Source organism: Thermogutta hypogea, assembly GCF_055386265.1.
The window spans coordinates 1,764,869-1,785,723 of the sequence record NZ_AP042425.1 but is presented as its reverse complement, the minus strand read 5'-3'; the positions used below and the strand labels follow the sequence as shown (position 1 = coordinate 1,785,723).

Below are 20,855 nucleotides of genomic sequence, written 5' to 3'. Positions count from 1 at the left end.
ATACCGGACGGCAGCTTGATTCCCCCTGCCGCGAAACGCTATCATGACGTGCGTCGTGAACGCACGGCTGCGGGGCGGTTCCGATGCGGTTGCCGGTCGGGGAGGAAATGTTGCTTGGATTGAGACGGCACAGGCTGGAATCCGGGGAAACGCATCATGAACGGTTACGAACGCGTCCTTGCGATGATCGAGACGGGGGAAAGCGATCGTTTGCCGCTCATGCCCATCACCATGATGTTTGCCGCGGATGTTCTCGGCGTGCCCTACGGCGATTACGCGACGGATCACCGGGTGTTGGTCGATGCCCAGTTGAAGACGGCTGAAACTTTCGGCTTCGATTACGTCTCGTGTATCTCCGACCCCGCCCGCGAGGCAGCCGACTGCGGGGCGATCATCCAATACTTCGACGATCAACCGCCCGCTATCGTTGAAGATAAGGCCCTGCTCTCCGACAAGAAGACGCTGACTCGCCTGCGCGTGCCGGATCCCCTCGGCGGCGGCCGAATGGAGGATCGCGTAAAAGCCGCCGAGCTGTTTCGCAAGCGTGTGGGCGGAGAATTGCTCATCGAGGGCTGGATCGAAGGACCGTGCGCGGAAGCGGCCGACCTGCGTGGTATCAATTCCTTAATGACGGACTTCTTCGACGATCCGCAATTCGTCCGCGATTTGTTCGAGTTCGTCTTGGAGATGGAGCTGTCGTTCGCCAAGGCCCAAATCGAGGCCGGCGTGGATATCGTGGGTATCGGTGATGCGGCCGCATCCCTCGTCGGACCTCGAATCTACGAAGAGTTCGTGTTGCCGTATGAAAAACGGATGGTGGATGCCATCCACGCAATGGGCGGGCGGGTACGCTTGCATATCTGCGGCAATACGAACCGCATCTTGTCCGGCATGGGAAGTCTGGGATGCGAAATCGTGGACCTCGACTTCATGGTGCCGATTGTTGCGGGCCGAGAAAAGATGGGCCCCTCGCAAGTTTTGTTGGGCAACATCGATCCCGTCAAGTGTCTTCGCAACGGCAGCCCTGCGGACGTGACGGAGGCAGTCCGCCGCTGCCACCTGGAGGCCGGCAACCGTTATATCGTGGGGGCGGGATGCGAAGTGCCGCGAGGAACGCCGCCGCCCAATCTCATGGCGCTGGCCGATTACGCACGATCGCACCGGCCCGATCCGTCTGCCGCGGTTCAGACGGAGCCTTTCTGATTGGGAACGAAACCGCACCGAATGGGCGGGGCAACGGCTTTTCAAGCATCGTTGTCATAGCTTTGTCATTGCGGTGACGCACCGGTCGTCCCGAGCAGTTTGCGGGTAAGGGCTTGGCGGAGCCGAAATACTTTCGCTTCGCAGGAGATGAAGGATCGATGTTGCGTAACTGGACTTTTCGACTTCCGACCGTCGTACGTTTCGGGCGAGGCAGCGTCAGGAAGCTGGGTGAGCTGGCTCAAGACTTTGGTTGGAGAGCCTTGCTGGTGGGCTATCAAGACATTTCCGGCATGGAGGCCGTTTATCGCAAAGTCCAGCAAGCCCTTCGAACGGCGAGGGTACACGCCGAAGCCTTCCTCGAAGTCGGTCCGGAACCCGATCAATCCTTGGTGACGGCCGGCGCCGAAGTCTATAAGAAATCGCGAGCCGAATTGATTGTGGCCGTCGGAGGTGGCAGCGTGATCGACGTGGCCAAGGGAATCGGGGCGCTCGTCAAGCTCTCCGGCCGGCCCTGGGATTTCACGAATGCCAATGAATCGCACCGAAGGATCACCGAATCCGCTCCCGTCATCGCGGTTCCCACCACGGCGGGGACGGGCAGCGAGGTGACGTCGATCGCGGTATTCAACTATGCACCGGAGGTCACCGGGTGGGAATTTCCCGCCAAAGCGGCCATGGTCGGCGAAGGCTTGCACCCGAAAGTCGCCGTCATCGATCCCGACCTACTCGCGGAGAGCCCGCCCGAGATTCTCGCGGCCTGCGCCGCCGACGCCCTGATTCAGGCCGTCGAGGCGTGTCTCAGCCGCATGTGCAATCCCATCTCCGCCGTGTTGGGCGGCCATGCCGCGAGATTGATTCTGGATCATTTGCCGCGAGCACTCGGCAACGCCGCCGATATGGATGCCCGATCGGCGCTGGCCTTGGCGGCAACCATGTCCGGGGCGGCCTACGATGTGACGGGGCTGACCGTAGGGCACGCTTTGGCCCACGCCCTGGGCGCAATCTTCGGTATCCCGCACGGCCGGGCCGTCGCCATCGCCGGTCCGGTCGCTATTCGCTTCATGGCCGGGGCCGCGCAAGATTCACTGCGAGAATTGGTGTATTTTTGCCGCGGCGGACAACCCATCGACGACCAAGCCATCCAGGCCCTATTGGATCGCGTGTCCACGCTATTCCGCGAGGCCGGCCTGCCAGACAAATTTACGCCGCCCGCCCAATCGCCGCCGGATTATCTCGACCGCTTGGTGCAACACGCTATGCGAGCCACTCCGGAAGCGTGTAAACTGACACCGGTACCGGTTGACTCGGAAGCCCTCCGCAACCTCTTTGTGCAGATTTTGGGATAGCCGCTCCAACGTCGCGAGGGCCCAAGTCTCATCCGGTATAGCCGAGGGTGAGCAGCAACGAAAGAATCTTCCTCAATACTGGGAGGCGGAGTCATGCCGCGGACAAATCGCGATTCGAACCGTAAGGAGCACCCCAGCACAAGCTGCTGCGTCTCCAACTTGCCGTACCGTGCGATTCGGCGCCGGGTACCGGGTTACCGAAGCGTCCATGCCGCTTACGTCGTTCTGTCCCTTTTGGCAGCCTGCTCGACGGATCGGCTTTTCGCCGAAGATGCCCAAAAGCCGAACCGCCCAAACATTCTTTTGTGTCTCGCGGATGATGCTTCGTTTCCCCACATGGGGGCATATGGGTGTTCATGGGTACAAACACCGGGATTCGATCGCGTCGCGCGGGAAGGATTGCTCTTTGTCAACGCTTACACACCCAACCCCAAATGCGCACCCAGCCGTGCCACCATTCTCACGGGACGTAATTCGTGGCAGCTTGAAGAGGCTTGCAATCACGCCGCGTTTTTTCCCGCGAAGTTCAAAGTCTACACGGAGGTTCTGGCTGAGCGAGGGTACTTCGTCGGCAAGACGGGAAAGGGCTGGGCGCCGGGGATCGCGCGTCATGCGGACGGATCGCCGCGGGCGCTAACGGGCAACGGGTTCGACGCACGCAAAGCGCCGCCGCCGACAAGCGGTATTTCCAACAATGATTACGCCGGCAATTTTGCTGATTTTTTGGCGGCCGTACCCGAAGGCCGGCCTTGGTGTTTTTGGTACGGATCGGTCGAGCCGCATCGCGGCTACGAGTACGCCTCCGGCATCGCCAAGGGGGGCAAGTCCGTGGAGCAGGTTACCCGGGTTCCCGGCTATTGGCCCGACGACGAAGTGGTGCGGACCGATATTCTGGACTACGCATTCGAAATCGAGCATTTTGACCGCCACCTGGTCAGGATGCTCACCTTGCTCGACGAGAAGGGTCTTCTAGACAATACCCTGGTCGTTGTGACGGCGGACAATGGCGCGCCCTTTCCCCGCGAAAAAGGGCAATGCTACGAGGCGTCTGCTCACCTCCCCTTAGCCATCATGTGGAAACAAGGCATCGCCTCGCCCGGCCGCGTTATCGAAGATTACGTCAGCTTCGCCGATTTCGCTCCGACGTTTCTGGAGGTGGCCGGAATACCGTGGAATGATTCGGGCATGCATCCGCCGGCGGGAAAGAGCCTCGTGCCGATCTTTCATGCGAATCAAGGCGGAATCGTCGATCGTGAGAGGGATCACATGCTTCTCGGCAAGGAACGGCATGACGTCGGCCGCCCTCATGATTGGGGCTATCCCATTCGGGGCATCATCGCGGAGGGGTGGCTGTACTTGCGAAACTTCGAGCCCGGTCGTTGGCCGGCGGGCAATCCCGAGACCGGCTATCTGAATTGCGACGGCGGCCCCACCAAGACCGAAATCCTTGAATTGCGGCGGCGCGGAGACGATACGCGTTTCTGGCAATTGTGTTTCGGGCCGCGGCCTGAGGAGGAGCTTTACGACCTGCGATCCGATCGCGACTGCCTCAATAACCTGGCCGACGCACCGGAGCATCGCGAGATCAAGCTTCGGTTAGCCGCGAAAATGAGGGAGGAGCTCCAAGCTCAAGGCGACCCACGCATAAACGGTCAAGGCGACATCTTTGACCGTTATCCCTATGCGAACGAGAGCCACCGCGGTTTCTACGAGCGGTTCATGCGAGGCGAGGCTTTACGGGCGGATTGGGTCAATCCGAACGACTTCGAGCCGTTGCCCGCTGCGCAACCGCAGCAGTAGCGTTTCATCTCAGGCGCAGTCGTCGGCACGAACCACGAAGATTTCGACCTCGGCCTCGCCGAGCTTCAATCGGACCCCTTCCGCGTCTGAAATCGGCCCCGCCGTGACTTGGACGGCGAGCGTTTCTCCCTTGATATACTCTTCAAAATCGCGCAGGGCGGTCTTCAATTCCTCGGAGTCGGTGCGGATGCCGAGCCGGATTCGATCGGTGAAATCCAAATCCAACTCCTTGCGTCGATTTTGAACGACGTGCACGAGATCACGGACCATGCCTTCCGCGATCAAATCGGGCGTCAACTCCGTCGCCAGCACCACCACACCGCGCGGCCCATGGGCGGCGGTCCAACCGGGCCGCGCAGCCAGGCGGACCTGGACATCGTCCCGGGTCAATACGATGTCTCCGTCGGGCAGCTTCACCGTCAACTCACCGGTCTCTTGCAGGGCGTGTTGAACGGCCGCACCGTTCGCCGAAGCCAGCCAAGCCTTCAGCGCCGGCAGCCGCCGTCCCAATCGCGGGCCCAACCGCTTGAAATCCGGAAGCACGGAAAAAACGACATATGCGTCGGCGTCGGCCGGCCAGTCCACCGTCTTCACGTTTAGTTCTTCGCAGATCAAGTCGGCGTGTTCCTTGAGCCAGATCTCGTGGGTACGATCGACCGGGATGATTTCCACGCGCGACAACGGCTGACGCACCTTGAGCTTGGCAGCCGCCCGGGCTGAACGACCAAGCGAGACGAAGTCCCGCACGGCGCCCATCCGTTCGCATAGAACGGCGTCCAAGTAGTCGGGTTCAGGCTGGGGATAGTCGCACAAGTGAACGCTGATTTTCGCTCGATCGCCGAACGGAGTCACGACCAGATTCCGCCAGATCTCCTCCGAGATGAACGGCACGAACGGGGCGGTCATCTTGACCGTCGTGACCATGCACTCATAGAGCGTCCAATAGGCATCCGTCTTCGCCGCGTCCCAAGTGCCCGACCAAAACCGCGCGCGACTGCGGCGGACGTACCAATTGGCCAAGGCGTCTACGAACGATTGAATGGCCTGAGCGGCCGAGAGGTTGTCGTAGGCATCCATCGCTTGGCGGACTCGAGCCGCCGTGTGATGTAGCTCGCTGAGAATCCAGCGATCCAGCTCTGCGCGTTCACGCGGAGGGCGGTAGCCTTCGCCCCGAGCCAAAACGGTCGGCTTCAGGTCGCCCACCGCATCCGTCCAGCCTTTGGCGGGATCCCAACCGTCGATGTTGGCGTAGATCACGAAAAAGCTGTACACGTTCCACAGTCGCAACAGGAATTCGGGCACGCTCTCTCGGATCGCCTGCTCATTGTAGCGAATCGACGTCCACGGGGCTTGATTGGCGAAGAAGTACCATCGCAGGGCGTCCGCCCCGTAACGATCGAATATCTCTTGCGGTTCGCGATAATTGCGTTTGCTCTTGGACATCTTCTGCCCGTCTTCGCCGAGCATCAGCCCCAGAACCACGCAATTGCGAAACGGATGGGGATACTCGATCTTCGGCGTGATTTCCTCGCGAAACTCCTCGGCGCTGCCCGCTTGTTCCCCTTCTCGCGGGCCGAACAACAAGGTACTGATGGCCAGCAGGCTGTAAAACCAGCCTCGCGTTTGATCGATGGCTTCGCTGATGAAATCGGCGGGAAAGTTCTCTGCCACCTGCGTTGCGGATTCCGGCCGATGGGGAAAACCCCATTGCGCGAAAGGCATGGCGCCCGAGTCGAACCAACAGTCGATGACTTCCGGCACCCGCCGCATCCGTGCGCCCGCGGCAAACGGCGAATCGTACGTCACGGCGTCGATATAGGGCTTGTGTACCTTCAGGTGTTCCGACAAATCGGGATCGGCCTTTTTGGTGTGCTCCCAAACTTCGGTGCCTTGAACCCCGGGTTTGGCGAGCAATTCCGCGTAAGACCCCACGGCTTCCATGTTGCCGGTGCGTTCGCAAACCCAGATCGGCAGCGGCGTACCCCAAAACCTTTCTCGCGAAAGCGCCCAATCCACGTTGCTTTCCAAGAAATTGCCGAACCGGCCGTCGCGGATGTTTTCCGGCAACCAACCGATGCGACGATTGTTGGCCAACATCGCGTCTCGAAATGCCGTGGTGCGAATAAACCAGCTTTTCCGCGGATACTGGATCAAGGGGTCCTCTTCCGCCCGCCAGCAAAACGGATAATCGTGCACATACTGTTCGAAATGCAGCAAGAGGCCGCCGGCTCGCATTTGGCGAATGATGTCGCGATCGCAATCCTTGACCCAGCGCCCCTGGTAATCCGGGACATCGGCCGTAAACGTCCCATCGGGGGCGACGGCGCAAATCAATTCCGGCCCCTCGCCGGGCAAGAATCTCGCTTGCTCGCGAAGAAGCACCTCGTAATCCACTTCACCGAAGGCGGGAGCTTGGTGAACGATACCGGTGCCGGTGTCGATCGTCACAAAGTCGGCGGGAACCACGCGCCAAGCGAGGTACTCGCGCCCGCCGGTCTTCAATCGGCCTTGCCGATCGCCCAAGGTTTTCCAATAGTAGTCGAACGGCGGTCGGTATCGTTTGCCCAGCAGCGCTTCGCCCGCGAATTCACCCAAAACACGGTACTGCTTCCCCAACTTTTGTGCGATCGTATCGACCAGCGCGGCCGCCACGATGCAATCTCGCTCGTCGCCTTCGAATCGGATGCGGCAATATCTCAAGTCGGGGGATACGGCAGCGAATTGATTGCTCGGCAGCGTCCACGGCGTGGTCGTCCACACGATCAAATCGACGTCCGGATCATCCAGCAGTGGAAATCGCACGTAGACGCTGGGATCCGCGACCTCGCGATATCCCTGGCCCACCTCGCCCGACGAGAGAGCGGTGCCGCCCTGGGCCCACCACCAAACGATCTTATAGCCCTGGTACAGCAGGCCGCGGCGGAACAACTCCTTCAGCGCCCACCACACGCTTTCGACATAGCTCTGGTGATAGGTCACGTAGGCATCGTCGAGTCGAATCCAAAAACCGATCCGCTCCGTGAGCTGTTCCCATTCCTTGGTGTAGCGAAACACGCTTTCCAAACAACGGCGAATGAACGGCTCCACCCCGAACCGCTCGATTTCCTGCTTGGAGTGGATGCCCAGCTCTTTGCACACCTCCACTTCGACCGGGAGTCCGTGCGTATCCCAACCCGCGCGCCGCTCGCAGTAGTATCCCCGCATGGTCTTGTAACGGGGAAACAGATCCTTGATGGCGCGGGTCAAGCAGTGTCCCGGGTGAGGCAGACCGTTTGCGGTGGGCGGCCCCTCGTAAAACACGAAACGCGGCCCGCCCCGCCGCAGATCGAGGCAGCGGCGGTAGATGTCCTGCTCTTTCCAAAACTTGCAAATCCGTTCCTCGAGCTTTGGAAACGTCAAGTTCCGATCCACCGGTTCGAACATAGCCCTAGCCATCTATCCCAAGAAAGAAATAACCAAGATGAAGTCGACGATAGGTCGGCACATCGTGAATCGGGGGGGCCGACGAACGCCCCCCGACTCCTTTGACCGAGCAGGAAACAGGAATTCGAGGAAAGCCTTGGACGCGCCGCTTGTCGGGCGAAACGAGGCTCCCCGCCGCCGGCCGCGCTCAGCGATCGGCTTCATTCAGCTCCCGAAGCAGACTTGCCTCGTGGGCCAAAACACCTAGTACGATCTTCCGCAGTTTCGGCTCCGCCGAGGCGGCCACGGCGATAATCTCCTCGACGACGGCAGGCTCCAGCGCGTCCGGTAAACACATGTCCGTCACAACGGACAGTCCCAGTACCCTCATCCCCGAATGCACGGCGACGATGACTTCCGGTACGGTGGACATACCCACAACGTCGGCCCCGATTCCGCGTAGGAATCGGTACTCCGCCCGCGTCTCCAGATTCGGTCCGGTAACGGCCACATACACTCCGCGATGCGCCGTGAAGTCCTCACGGCGAGCAATCGCCAAGGCTCGCCCGACCAAGTCCGGATCATACGGCCGCGACATATCCGGAAAGCGAGGTCCCAAGGAATCATCGTTGGGACCGATGAGGGGATTGCCGTTCATCAGGTTGATATGATCGTCGATGACCACAATATCCCCGCGCTGATAATGCGGATTCATTCCGCCGCACGCATTGGAGACGATCAACAACCGAGCCCCCAAGGCCCGCATGACCCGCACCGGAAACGTGATCTGCCGATAACTATAGCCTTCGTAGGCATGGAAACGACCTTCCATGGCAACGACCGGCACCCCGGCCAGGGTACCGCAAACCAGTTGCCCGGCATGGCTAACCGTCGTGGAGCGGGGAAAATGCGGAATCGATTCGTACGGGATGGCGACCGCCGATTGAACCTCGCCTGCCAGGCTTCCAAGACCGGTTCCCAGGATAATCCCCGCGTGCGCCGTTTCCGTCCAGTGCGTTCGAATCGCCGCCGCAGCGGCTTGAATCTCCTGAGCAAGCTGACTCATTTCCGTTTCCTCTTGCGTCGTTTGCCCGTTCCTGAATCCCCGCTCAAAAATTGATTCCCAGGCTCGGATCATCCGCTCGGCCGAACCATGATTTCAAAGGCATGGAATCGGCTTCGATGAGTCGCACGAAAGGAATGACCGCTCCCGTCGATGAGGGCTAGAAATCGTCATCGAATTCTTCCTCATCTCCATCGCCGCCCTCGATCTCTTCGTCGTCGGGCAGTTCCGGTTCATCCTCGGGCAGCGGCAAAGGCATCTCTGCCGGCTCCTCTTCGGTCGCCGCATCTCCGTCTCCGAACTCCCGTTCGATCTCCTGTTCGTACTCCGGCTCAAACTCGAAATCGTCATCGAAGTCGTCGTCGAAGTCGTCGTCGTCGAATTCGTCGAATCCCTCGCCATCCTCGCTTTCGGGCGGCGTGGGAAACGCCGTCGGCAGCTCGAACGGAAATTCATCTTCGCCCTCTTCCTCCGGCGAATCACCCTCGAGCGGCGGCCCGTCGATCGGCACATTCCAACGGCTCGGCTTTTCCTCTGAGGTCATGACCGATCCTCTTTTATGATGTCGAATTTGGAAAAAGGGACCGGGAAACCAAGTCGCGTCTCCCCGGACGCATTTTCGCTCAAACTGCCGAATGTACTGCATTCCGACACCGATGGGTAGTCCCAACCCGCGAACAGGCTTGTGAATGTCGGGCCGAAATGGGGCAGCCGAGGGCATCGAGACCGGACGAAAAAAGCCCCCCTGCCGTCGGCACGGGGGGCTGCCGCAGATTTCGGCTCGCAACGACCTCGTCGCGAAGTTGCTCAGGAGGCAATCCGGATGTCCGATCCAATTCGATCGGACGGCGGACTACCACTGGAAGGTGATGTTGTCCACGTTGTCGAGGTCCTGATCGCCGCCCGGCGGATCGCGGCGGACGCGGATCTGGCTGAACTGCTGGAAGACGGCCGTCACGGCATTCGGATCGACGGGCGCGCTACCGCCGTCAAGCGGCAGGATTTCGTGCCGGATCAGGCCGTTCCAGACCTCAGCCGTATCGGTACCGCCGGAACCCTTCACTTGCACGTTGCGGAACCCGCTCAGGCTTTGCACGAAATCGAGGTTCTGGAGCACGAAGTCCACGCCGTCGGCAAACGCGGCGTCGTCGCCGGCCGAGCCGGTGACCCGCCCGGTATCCGCCCCGCCGCCGGAGGCGACATACACCTCGGCAAAGTTCTTCGTACGCAGGAAGAACCCGGAACCGGATAGTTTTCCGTAGACGGAGTCGCCGACGTACGAGTCGTTACCGGACGATCCCGTGAGCCGAGCGACGTCCCGACCTGAGGTCGAGTACGCGTACACGTAGTCGAAGGCCGAGACTTGCAAGTTGAATCCGGAGCCGGTCAGGGAGGCGCGGGTGGGCGTACCGACAAACACGTCATCGCCGGCCGAATCGTACATGTACGCCGTATCCTGGCCGCCGTACGTGGCTAGGGCTTGGATGGTTTCCAATCCTCGGCCTTCGAAGACCTGCTTGCGCGTTTGCAGGGTAAAGCGGTTCGGACCGGCGGTAAGCACATCGTCGCCCGGCGTATCCAGCACCTTCGCCGTATCGTTTCCTTCCAGCGTATCGACGATCACCGACTCGAAGTACTTCACGCGGAGGAAGTAGCCGTCGCCGAACAGCTTGGCAAAACGATCGTCGATTACCAAGCGATCATCGCCGGCGGAGCCGTTCAGCACTGCGGTATCGTTGCCGCCGGCTCGGGCATAGGCGTGAACATAGGCCACACCCAGGACCGAGATTTCATAACCGGGACCTTGGAGCCGGGAACCGTCCGGCGAACCGGTGAAAGTGTCGTCCCCATCTCCGTCCACCATCTTGATCCAGCTTTGGTTACCGAACGGAGCGGCAATCTCGACCGCCGCGAAGCCTTTCGCTCGGGCGAAGAGACCGCCGGAAAGCATCGTGCTGTAATCCGGACGTGCCACGAATTCATCCGTTCCGGTGCTGCCGGTGAATCGGGCGACGTCGTTGCCGCCGTTCTTGGCGACGGCGTGGGCGAAGGCAAAACCATCGGCCGCCGAGCGGAATCCCTGTCCGCTCAACACAACGGAACCGGGGGCGATCTCCGCGACATCGTTGCCGGAGGAATCGTACAGTATGGCCACGTCGGAGCCGCCGCGATCGGCGATTGCTCGCACATTCTCGGCCCCCTGCACCACCAGTCGGTAACCGGGCCCCTGAAGCGTCGCCAAGCCCGGCCACGCCGTGAACGCGTCGTCGCCGACTCCGTCGTGGAACACCGCGGAGTCGTTGCCGCTTCCCGCGTCGGCCGTCAGCACCTCGGCGCCCAGCACCGTGATGGAGTACCCGGTTCCTGAGAAGATGAACGTCCCCGGCTCCAACTCCAGGACATCATCTCCGGACGTGCCGGTGAAGACCACTTGGTCGTAGCCGCCGCCGAGGTTCACCGTTAGGACGGTCAAAGAACCGTCCAGGACTTGCGTCTCGCCGTTGAGCCGAATCGTCCAATTGGCGGCGGTGTCGCCCGCGATGATTTCCAGCAGATCGTCATTGCCGGTCCCATTCAAAGTCGCGCCGCCTCCCGACGTCCGCGGCACGACCGGCGGATCGAAATTGCCCACCACGGGCAAGGCGAACTCATCGCCGAACTGCTGGTAGATATCGTTGCCGAACGGTTTCGGCGTGAACTCGATCATGTTCCATCCCTTGATGGGATCGACCACGATGCGATTCAGCAGGGTTTCCCCGCCGGAAACGAGGAAGTACCATTCGCCGGCCTCGCCGGGCGTCTGGCCGCTTCGGTTAGGCACCCACAAGCCGAGGTCGTCGAACCCGTCCTGATCCATGTCGGCCGCGACGGGACGCTCTTGGGTGCCGATAAAGCCGAAACGGAAGACGTAGTCCGCGACACCGTCCCAGCCGCGACGCGCGCCGTTGGCCAAGTCCACGTAAAACGTGTCGTCCATCCATGTGGCCAAGTCGTCGAAGCCGTCTCCGTCAAAGTCACCAACCACGGGATAGCCGCGGAGCTGGCTGGTCAAAACGTAATCGACTTGGAAGTCGTGATTGGTGTCGAAATACCAGTACGACGGCTGTCCTGCCGGTGGAAAGGCGGTGACGACGCCGACTTCATCTCCGTTTGCATCGTTGTCATCGAAGCGGCCGGCGATGGGCAGGCCGTTCACCGCGGCAGGCTCGATCAAATTGACGTTCGGCACCCCGTCGTTATCGGTATCGATCAGCCAGCGGAATGAGCCGTTCACTCGCCCGTAGGCGGCCAGCTTGTCGAAGCCGTCGGCGGTGTCGCCGGCCGACAAGGCGAAATTGCCGGCGAATACATCGTCGCTCGTAAAGCCGAGGGTATAGATGATATCCCGATTCGTGTAATCGAAGTTATCCGGATCGAAGACGGAATTGCCGTTGGTATCGACCCAAACGGAGCCGGCCGCCCAGACACCGACCTCCGGTCGGCTATCCACGGTGAACCGGGCAACGAAGCTTCCGCCCGGCAACCCATTGCCGGTCGGGAACAACGGCGGATCCTGCGGCTCCACGGCGTTCGACTCGCCGTCCAAGCGATTACCCGCCGGATCGCGCAGTTCATCGGAAACGGTCAATGTGAACCGATCGTCGGGCAAAGGCTCCGCGAAGGATAGGATGATCGTGCCCGACGCCGGAAGCCCATTGACGACCGGATCGGAAACAAATACCGCCGACTGAATGGGAATGACGCCGTTGGCGTCCCCCACCAAGTTGAAGAGGGCGGGAGTGATGTTGGCGGCCAAGGCCTCATAGAGCCAACCGGTCGCTCGATTCGGCAGGTCCGATACGCGGATCGAGAGCTGATTGACCAGCGGCGTCGGACCGTCCGTGGGTTTCGGGTTGAACAAATTGAAGCCCGGCTCCGACGTAATGAAGACGTTATCCACTCGCGGCCCGGCCGTGTCGAGCCAGATGTTGAGTTGCTGGGTGACGGAGGGGTTGCCCGCCGGGTCGGTCGCCTGGGCCAGCAATCGACGAAGACCGTCGCGGGTGAAGTAGGCCGGGTTGTTCAAATCCACCGCCGAGGTGATTTCCCAATATCCGTCCGGCTCGGCGTGGTTGCCGTCGAGCGGCGTCGCGGTGGTTTGACCGAGGAAAACATCCGCCCCATCGATCACACCGTTGCCGTTGAGGTCGGCGTAAAGGCGGACGATGGCGTCGGCTTCCGCCCGTCCCCAAAGTGTGGGCGTCGTGTCATTGGTGATGCGGTCCGCACCCGTTGCCGGCAGGCTGACCAGCCCGCTGTCGCTGTCCGGGTGGAGGCCGTCATTGACGACCGCGGATTCGCCGAACGAGGCCGGCGGAACGGCGGTATCGATGACCACGGTCAGCAAGAAGTCATGGCTGATGTTGCCCGCCCGATCCTCGACCTCCAACTTCAGGTTGTGAACGCCGTCGGCCAGCGGCCCAAGCGGCCCCGTGTTGATCGAATTCGCGTTCAGCAGGGCGCCGCTGTCATAAATCAGCACGTCGCCGCTGCCTTCGGTACGGTCGTAGATGCGGTAGCGCAGATTCGTGCCGAACAAGTGGATCAACGCATTTGGATCACTGGTGGCCGCCGTGAAGATCGGCGTGTTATCCCGAGTGATGTTGTCCACGTTGCTTCGACCGGTATCATCCGCCGTAATGAGATCGAGATAAGGAGTATTCGGCTCATACGTGTCGATCTCGATGATCAACGCCTCGGACCAAGCACTTCGATTGCCTGCCTGGTCTTCCAATTCCGCATAAATGCGATACACGCCGTCGTTGAGCGGTTCGACGGTAACTTCCCATAAACCGAGCCCGTCGGTCGGATCCGAATCGCTTTCGTCGGAGCCTACCGTTGCCTGGCCGACGAGGTGGATTTGCCCTGACAAATCTTCAGCCCAAATTCGGACCAAGGTGTTGGCTTCACCCACCCCTTGGAAGGCCGGAGCGTTGATTCGGGTAACATTATCGTTGTCGAAGGCGCCGGTATCCGAGCTTGGCAACATGTCGGGAGCGCTCGGGCTCAACGGTGCGGTGTAATCCACCGTCACGAGCAACTGCTCCGATTGCCGGAAATTCCCGGCGGCGTCAAAGGCCTCGACAGTCAACGGGTGCGGTCCCTCGGCCGGGATGTTGTAGGCGACCTGGTTGGCGTTGAAGTCGATGGTCAGAATGCCGAAGCCGTCCGCAAGTCCGTCCGTCAAATCGAAGGCGTTGTCAAAGACGAACGTCGCGATCACGACCTCGCCGTCCTTGACCCAGACGGTGGTACCAAGTTCGGCGGAAATGCGGAAGTCGGCCACGCCAGGCAGGTTCGTCGGATCGCCGATCGTCACGTTGTCCTTGTCGTACCAACCGGTATCGTCGCCGTCCTGGAGATCGATCGTGGGAATCTGCGGGGGCGTCGTATCGACCGTGATCTGGATGGCCAATTCCAGGTTGCCCTCGGCATCGCTGACATTTCCGGCCAAATCCTCGACTTCGACCCACACCGTATACACGCCGTCCGCCAGCGGTTCGACGGTGATTTCCCAAACACCCAGACCGTCGGTCGGATCGCCGTCACTCTCGTCGGAATGGACGCGAGTCTCGCCGGCCAATTCCGCCCCGAAACCTCGATCCAAATACAATCGCACCCAGGCATTGGCCTCGGCCGTACCGACGAAGGCAGGCGGGGCCACTCCCGTGATGCCGTCGCCGACGACGCCGCTATCGGCGTAGGACGCCAAGGACGGCGCAGACGCGGCAGGGGGCGTGAAATCCACAGTGACGAGGAGTTGCTCCGATTGCCGGGCGTTCCCCGCGGCATCGATGGACTCGACGGTCAACGGGTGCGGTCCCTCGGCCGGGATGTTGTAAGCGAGCTGATTGGCGTTGAAGTCGATCGTCCGCAAGCCGAAACCGTCCGCCAACCCGTCCGTCAGGTCGAAAGCGGCATCGAAAACGAAGGTGTCGACAATCGTGTTACCGTCCTTGATGTAAACCGTACTTCCCGGTTCGGCGGAGATGCGAACGTCCACTACGCCGGGGGCTTGAGTCGGATCGCCGATCGTGACGTTGTCCAAGTCAGAGCGCCCCGTATCGTCCGCATCTTGCAAATCGATCGTCGGAACCTGTGGTAGCGACGTATCGATCGTGAGCGACAATGCGTCGCTACCCTCGCTGATGTTACCTGCCAGGTCTTCGACTTCGACCCAAACTGTATAATCCCCGTCTGCCAGCGGTTCGACGGTGATTTCCCAAACGCCCAGGCCGTCGGTCGGATCGCCGTCGCTCTCGTCGGAATGAACGAACGTCCAACCGGCGAGAACCGGGCCGCTGCCGTCATCGACATACAATCGGACGAGCGCGTTTGCCTCCGCAAGCCCATAGAACGCCGGCGCCGAGACATTGGTAACCCCGTCGCCCGGCGTCCCCGAATCGCTGTAGGGAGCCAAGGCAATAGTGGCCGCCGCGGGAGCCGTGAAATCGACCGTTACCAAAAGCTGCTCCGACTGCCGGAAATTCCCGGCGGCGTCGGTGACTTCGACAGTCAACGGATGGGCGCCTTCCGCGAGAGCGAGCGTTCGCACTTCGAACGGCGCGGCAAAGACGAAGGTATCAATCACGATCTCGCCGTCTTTGATGACCGCGGTCGTTCCCACTTCGCCGGAGACGCGAACGTCCACCACGCCGGGGGCTTGAGTCGGGTCGCCGATCGTGACGTTGTCCGAGTCGGACCGGCCCGTATCGTCCGTATCTTGTAGGTCGATCGTGGGAATCTGCGGCGGAGTCGCGTCGATCGTCAGCACGACCGTGGGGCTGAGCTGAATGTCGGTCACGTTGCCCGCCACATCTTCCACGGTCACCGCGAACGTGTACGAACCGTCGATCAATTGCTGGCTGACGATGGACCATGCCCCAAGACCGTTGCCTGCCACGCCGTCGCTGAGATCGGACCCGGCCACGGTCTGCCCGACCAACTGATTGTTCGCGTACAAGCGGACGATAGCGTTGGCCTCGGCCGCGCCGCTGAAGGTCGGATGCGTGACGTTGGTGATCCCATCCCCCGGGGTCGCGCTGTCGCTCGCCGGATTGAGCGCGAGTGTGATCGCGGTCGCATCCGGCAAGTTCGGATCGTAGGTAATTACCGCCGGCACGCCCAATTCCCTGGCGTCCGTAACCTGGACGACCTGCGGATCCAGCACCCGCACCGCGGCGCTCACAAAATTCATCCAGCCATGGGCGGTCGAATAGCCGGTGTAGCCACCGGGCAAACCGGACGAAAGCAACCCGGCAGGCATGGCAAACGCAAAGACATTGTTGGACGGCCCGAACGGGTCGGCGAAACCGGCGCTGACACCGTTGATGAAGACTTCTACCGCCACGCCCGGGGTTCCCGCCGCCGCCTGGGCAGCCGTCAAAACCGGGATGCCTTTCGCCGCGAAGTCGGACAGCCAGGCCTGAATCAGCAACACCGGATCATCGGCATTGGTGATGCGATCGGTTCCGTCGCGACCCGTATCGTAGGCGGGGTGCAAACCGACGGTGGTGGGCGTCGGAGCCGCGAAATTCTCGATTTCCAAGGTGTAAGTGTTGGGGTCGTTATCGGTACTGAAAACGCGCAGGTAATAACGCTCCTGCGAAACGGCGGGAATCGCCGCCCGAAGTCCGAGCGCCGTCGCCGTACCGGTGGCAACCACGTTTCCCGCCCCATCGAGCACTTCGAGCCCCAGATCGCCCAACGTCAAATTGCCGGGTGTGCCGTCGCGCTGGAACAAGACGTTCACGAGCAAGGCCCCCGACTCGCGCGCCGTGACCTGGAAGTAGTCGTCGTTGGTCGTGCCGACCTGCGTGGTGTGAATGGTCAAGTCGCGGATCGTAATATGCGGGATCGACCCCAAAACCGAGGCGCCGGCCAAACTGTCGTTGGGTTCCTGCAAATCGGGCAGCGTATAAAGGACGCCGTCGACTTCCAAAGCCTCCAAGTGATCGAAGGAAATCGGGTTTTGCCCGGCTACCGTAAACGTACCCTGGTCTCCCTCGGGACCGAGCACCAGGCTGAACGGGGCCCCGCCGGTGACGACGCTCAAGACGTCGCCATTGGATTGCAGGGTACCCTCCGGCACGCCGCCGTCAATAACGACTTGCGGGCCGCCGAGGTTCACCGTGAAGCTGTCCATGCCGGCCCGGCCGAGCAGGGTAACCAAGGAGAAGTTCGTGAAATCCACCGTGAAGATGCCCGTCACATCGACCGTATCGGCGTCCTGTACTACGAAGGCGTCCGCAGCATCGGTGCCGGAGATGATGAGCGCATCGGTATCCCCCATGGAGCCGTCATTGCCATTGATGATGAAGCCCGTGTTGGCGACGTAATTGATGACGGTGATCAACGAACCGTCGGCGGCATTGGTGACGCGGAGTTGCCCGTTGCCGGGACCGGTGGGAACCAATTCGATCCTCTCCGACACGCCCGCCACGCCGTTATAGATGATGGGGTCGGGTACCGCGCCCGTGCCGTCCGCGGGGTTTCCCTCGTCAAAGAAGATGTTGATGCCCCAGCCCTGCGGGGAATTGTCGGCGAAGGGCGTAACGACGAGCGTATCCACGTCATTCGGGCCGGTGCTCGGCGTCCCCGCTGCGTCGTCGCCGTAGATATTCAAATCGGTCACGCCGTAGAACGTGATCGGGGCACTTCCGTTGATCGAAAGCCGGAATGACTGGTAACCCGTGCCTTCGATCTCGAACAGGTCGTTTTGATCCACGGCCGGATCATTGTTATCGCCGTAGATGTTAACCGTTCCTCCCACCCACAAAGTAAGATTCTCGATGGAACTAAAATCGATCGGGAAGGTCCCCACGCCGTTGATGGCCAAACTCACCGTGCCGCTCTTATCCGCCCAAAGATCCACGTCGCCCCAAGCCAGAACTTGCAGTTGGTCCCCGTCGGGCGCGAAGGCGGGAATGGGATCACCCCCGTTGACCACCATGGCGAAAAGGCTGGAAGGCGTGACGTCAATGGTATCCGCCAAACCTATCCCATTCGGCACGGCCTCGAATCCGGCGTTCACGACCAAGCCGCGATCCGTCGGTACCGTCTGAATCAAGGCGGCGGAATTGAAACCGATCGGTAACAGTCCGCCAACGGAATTGTTTGTGATGCTTACTGCCGAGTCCGTCACCGCGATCTGATCGAATGCGTTGCCCGCGCCCAATCCCGGGACGACGACCGCTGCCCCAGCCGTGAGATCGTCCTCGCTAGGGGCATAAATGAAGAGTCGATTCGCGCCGCCGCCCGCCGCATCGACATACAGACTAGACGCTCCGGAAATGTGCAGGTCGGGTCCTGCGCCGCCGCCCGCCACACCGGGAAACTGATCGAAGAAGTCGCCATCCGCCGCGGGACCGTCCCACGGATCACCCCCAAGGAAGACTCGGGCTGCATCACCGCTGATGGGCGCGACGGTGATCAGATCGTCGGCCGCGGTACCTGTCACGCTGATCACGTCATCATTCGCCGCATCGCCGGCATACTCGACGATTTCCACCGTACGAATATCGACCGGGACAGCGAACCCCGTCACGACGACGTCGCCGCTGCCGGAAAAAGCGAAATCGAGGGTGCGTATGCCTCCGAATAGATCGTTAATGGAAACCCGATCACCGCCGACCAACGTGCCGCTCGGAGCGTTGCCCTCAATGCGGAGCTGGTTCAGCGGGAGCACACTTGCCGCTCCCAAATCGGTGACCACGTTGAGAACGAAACGATCCCCGCCGGTGTTACCGAGAAAGACATTTGCGCCGCTCAGATTGTCGCCGGCAATATAAACCGTGGAGTCGTCGTTGCCCGGCCCCGCGTCGATCTGCGTGGCCTGCGCCGTCGTGGCGTTGACCCAGATCGTATCCGCCGCTTGGGAGGCATGTACGAACAGGCCTTCCAGCTCGGAATCGCCCGGTGTGTACTCGTATTTGATCGGCGCTGCGGCGTCGAAATTGAGGAGCGTCGTGGTTCGGCTCAGGACGGAGCCGCCGGCGGCATCGTTGATCTGCGCGTTGGCGTAGCCCGCCAGCCCGCCGGAGTCATCGACATACAAAAGGTCGACGCCGGTATCGCTCGCCGGCCCAGGAACGATGGTCAGCTCGCCTTTGATCTGCCCGATCGTATTCGCGCCCGATGCATAGGGTGCCCAAGCCAGAGACACAGCCGGTGACGGGTCTTGGTCGTACGACCCGACCCGGAAAACGTCCGATCCCGGACCGCCCGAGATGCGATATTTGAACGGGGCGAAGGTGGAGAGGATCGTGATGATGTCATCACCCGACGTCGCCTCGAAGCGCACGTCCTCGATCGTGGCGAAATATAGTTCAATCGCACCGGGGGCAGCGCCGACGATCTTGTTGCCCTGGATGGTGATGAAATCACCCGTCGGGTCGTTGATGTCGGACAAATCGATGATCGAATTGCCCGCCTGACCGTGCATCTGCACATTGCTTTGGATGGGATCCAGGTACCTGGTCAGGTTGTTCGTGAACAGTTCGGCCCCATTCTGGCCGTACATTCGGTTCGCAGTGGTCCCCGGGCCGGTGGCCAAAATCTGGAACGTCTCGCCGGCCGCATCGTCGGATTCCAACAAGCCGCCCGTCAATTCGTTGCCATAAAGATCCAGAAGTTCCAGCTCCGGTACTTGCAGCGAATAGTTCAAGATAAAGGTATCGGCGCCGTCCAACGCGTTAACGGTCACGCGCGTTTTATTCGCGAAGGAATAGCTCTCGAACGTGACGGCGCTAACCGTCGCGGTTTGGTCTCCGCCGTAGATCGGCCCATCGGTGATCGAGATCGTCTCGCTCGCGTTCGTCGCAAAAATATCGAGCTGAGCGGCCGGCACGGTGTCGATCACGGGCGAAAGGTTGAAAAACTGGATCAGCATTTCGTCGCCGTTGGCGCCGGCCAACGTGGGAAAGCCGCCGCCCGGACCCGTGCTGTCATCCGGATCGATCAGAATCCCGCCGTCATTGGGACCCAGATCCAAACGGGGGCCGGAGCCGTACGAGATTCGGCCGATGGCCGTCCCCGGATCGCCCGTGAGAATCAACGTATCGCTGGGCGACAGGTTGGCCCCCAAAGCTTCGCCGTCGAATTGGATTCCGGCGGGCAAACTGAAAATCCCACCTGACAGATCCACGATCAACGTATCCGCGTCCGCCGAGCCTTGCACGACCACCCCGGTCACGGTCGCCAAGTCCAGGCTCTGGGAAAGTGTGTCGTCGATGTAGACTTCGAGGTTGCCTCCGTTCCGGACCAAGCGGAATTCGTCGGCCAATCCGTCGTTCGAAGCCTTTCCGGCAAGATCGTCCGCGGAGATCGTCACCACGCTGAGCAAATGGCGCTGTTCCAACGGCTCCATCAGCAACGACCTTACCCGCCGACGAGAGCGTCCCGCCTCCGACGTCCTGCCCACTTTCCAAGAACGCTCACCCAAGAACCGACGGTGACCAAAGATGTTGCTAAGCCTCATGGGGAAATCTCCTTTTGGGTACCGTACGCTGGACGACCGCCGGGTTGCACAACCTCGACCGACGCTCGAAGCGATGGTGACGCCCGAAAGATTGGACTAGCTTGCCCTCGTAGCCACGAACGACTTCTTATTGCCGGACCGAAGCACTCGAACCGGCGGCCTGCGGGCGTCGTGCAGATTTGCGGGCTGTTCCGTTTATACCCACTGCGCAGGCTGTGCTGATTATATAAGCATGGAAAACCGCGTTTGTCAATCATCATGCAGGGCGATTCCACTGGATACGTCATGAATCTGCCGGAAACACCCCACTGTGGAGTTATTTTTTGGGGTATTCGCCTCAGCTTGTGCGGCTTGGCGTCAGGGACACTTTGGCTCGTGACGCGGGCAAGTCGTGGGCCTACCGGCTCGGTTTTAGACGATCTTTCGGCTTTGAGATGGAACCGATTACGTCCGTCGTCGCCTGATAGAGTTGCCCTGGGCGGCTTGCTCGGTATCGATTGCACCCGCACAATGAGAACGTCAC

Annotated in this window: 7 protein-coding genes; 3 read left to right on the top strand and 4 right to left on the bottom strand. The window is 60.9% G+C overall.

What is annotated here, in order from left to right; translation table 11 throughout:
* Nucleotides 1-156 precede the first annotated feature (156 nt).
* From ACZ5B4_RS06405 to ACZ5B4_RS06395, 3 genes are all read left to right on the top strand, one after another.
* Nucleotides 157-1,203, top strand: coding sequence for a uroporphyrinogen decarboxylase family protein (locus ACZ5B4_RS06405; protein WP_464913603.1), 1,047 nt, complete (start codon nt 157-159; stop codon nt 1,201-1,203).
* A 158-nt stretch (nt 1,204-1,361) separates the two neighbouring features.
* A complete protein-coding gene (locus ACZ5B4_RS06400) occupies nt 1,362-2,549 on the top strand; it encodes an iron-containing alcohol dehydrogenase family protein (protein WP_464913602.1) in 1,188 nt (395 codons plus the stop codon).
* A 93-nt stretch (nt 2,550-2,642) separates the two neighbouring features.
* A complete protein-coding gene (locus tag ACZ5B4_RS06395) occupies nt 2,643-4,349 on the top strand; it encodes a sulfatase family protein (RefSeq protein WP_464913601.1) in 1,707 nt (568 codons plus the stop codon).
* 9 nt (nt 4,350-4,358) lie between these two features.
* Here ACZ5B4_RS06395 and ACZ5B4_RS06390 read toward each other — a convergent pair whose 3' ends face one another.
* The 4 genes from ACZ5B4_RS06390 to ACZ5B4_RS06375 all read right to left on the bottom strand — a co-directional run bounded on the left by ACZ5B4_RS06390 (nt 4,359) and on the right by ACZ5B4_RS06375 (nt 20,332).
* On the bottom strand, nt 4,359-7,772 hold the full coding sequence (locus ACZ5B4_RS06390; protein WP_464913600.1) for an isoleucine--tRNA ligase: 3,414 nt from the start codon (nt 7,770-7,772) through the stop codon (nt 4,359-4,361).
* Nucleotides 7,773-7,959: 187 nt separating this feature from the next.
* A complete protein-coding gene (locus ACZ5B4_RS06385; RefSeq protein ID WP_464913599.1) occupies nt 7,960-8,817 on the bottom strand; it encodes a purine-nucleoside phosphorylase in 858 nt (285 codons plus the stop codon).
* Between the two features lie 157 nt (nt 8,818-8,974).
* Nucleotides 8,975-9,358 carry a hypothetical protein gene (locus ACZ5B4_RS06380; protein WP_464913598.1) on the bottom strand — a complete coding sequence of 128 codons (384 nt, stop codon included), beginning with the start codon at nt 9,356-9,358 and terminating at the stop codon, nt 8,975-8,977.
* A 309-nt stretch (nt 9,359-9,667) separates the two neighbouring features.
* Nucleotides 9,668-20,332: an Ig-like domain-containing protein gene (locus ACZ5B4_RS06375; RefSeq protein ID WP_464913597.1), complete on the bottom strand. Its 10,665-nt coding sequence runs from the start codon at nt 20,330-20,332 to the stop codon at nt 9,668-9,670.
* Nucleotides 20,333-20,855: the final 523 nt, after the last annotated feature.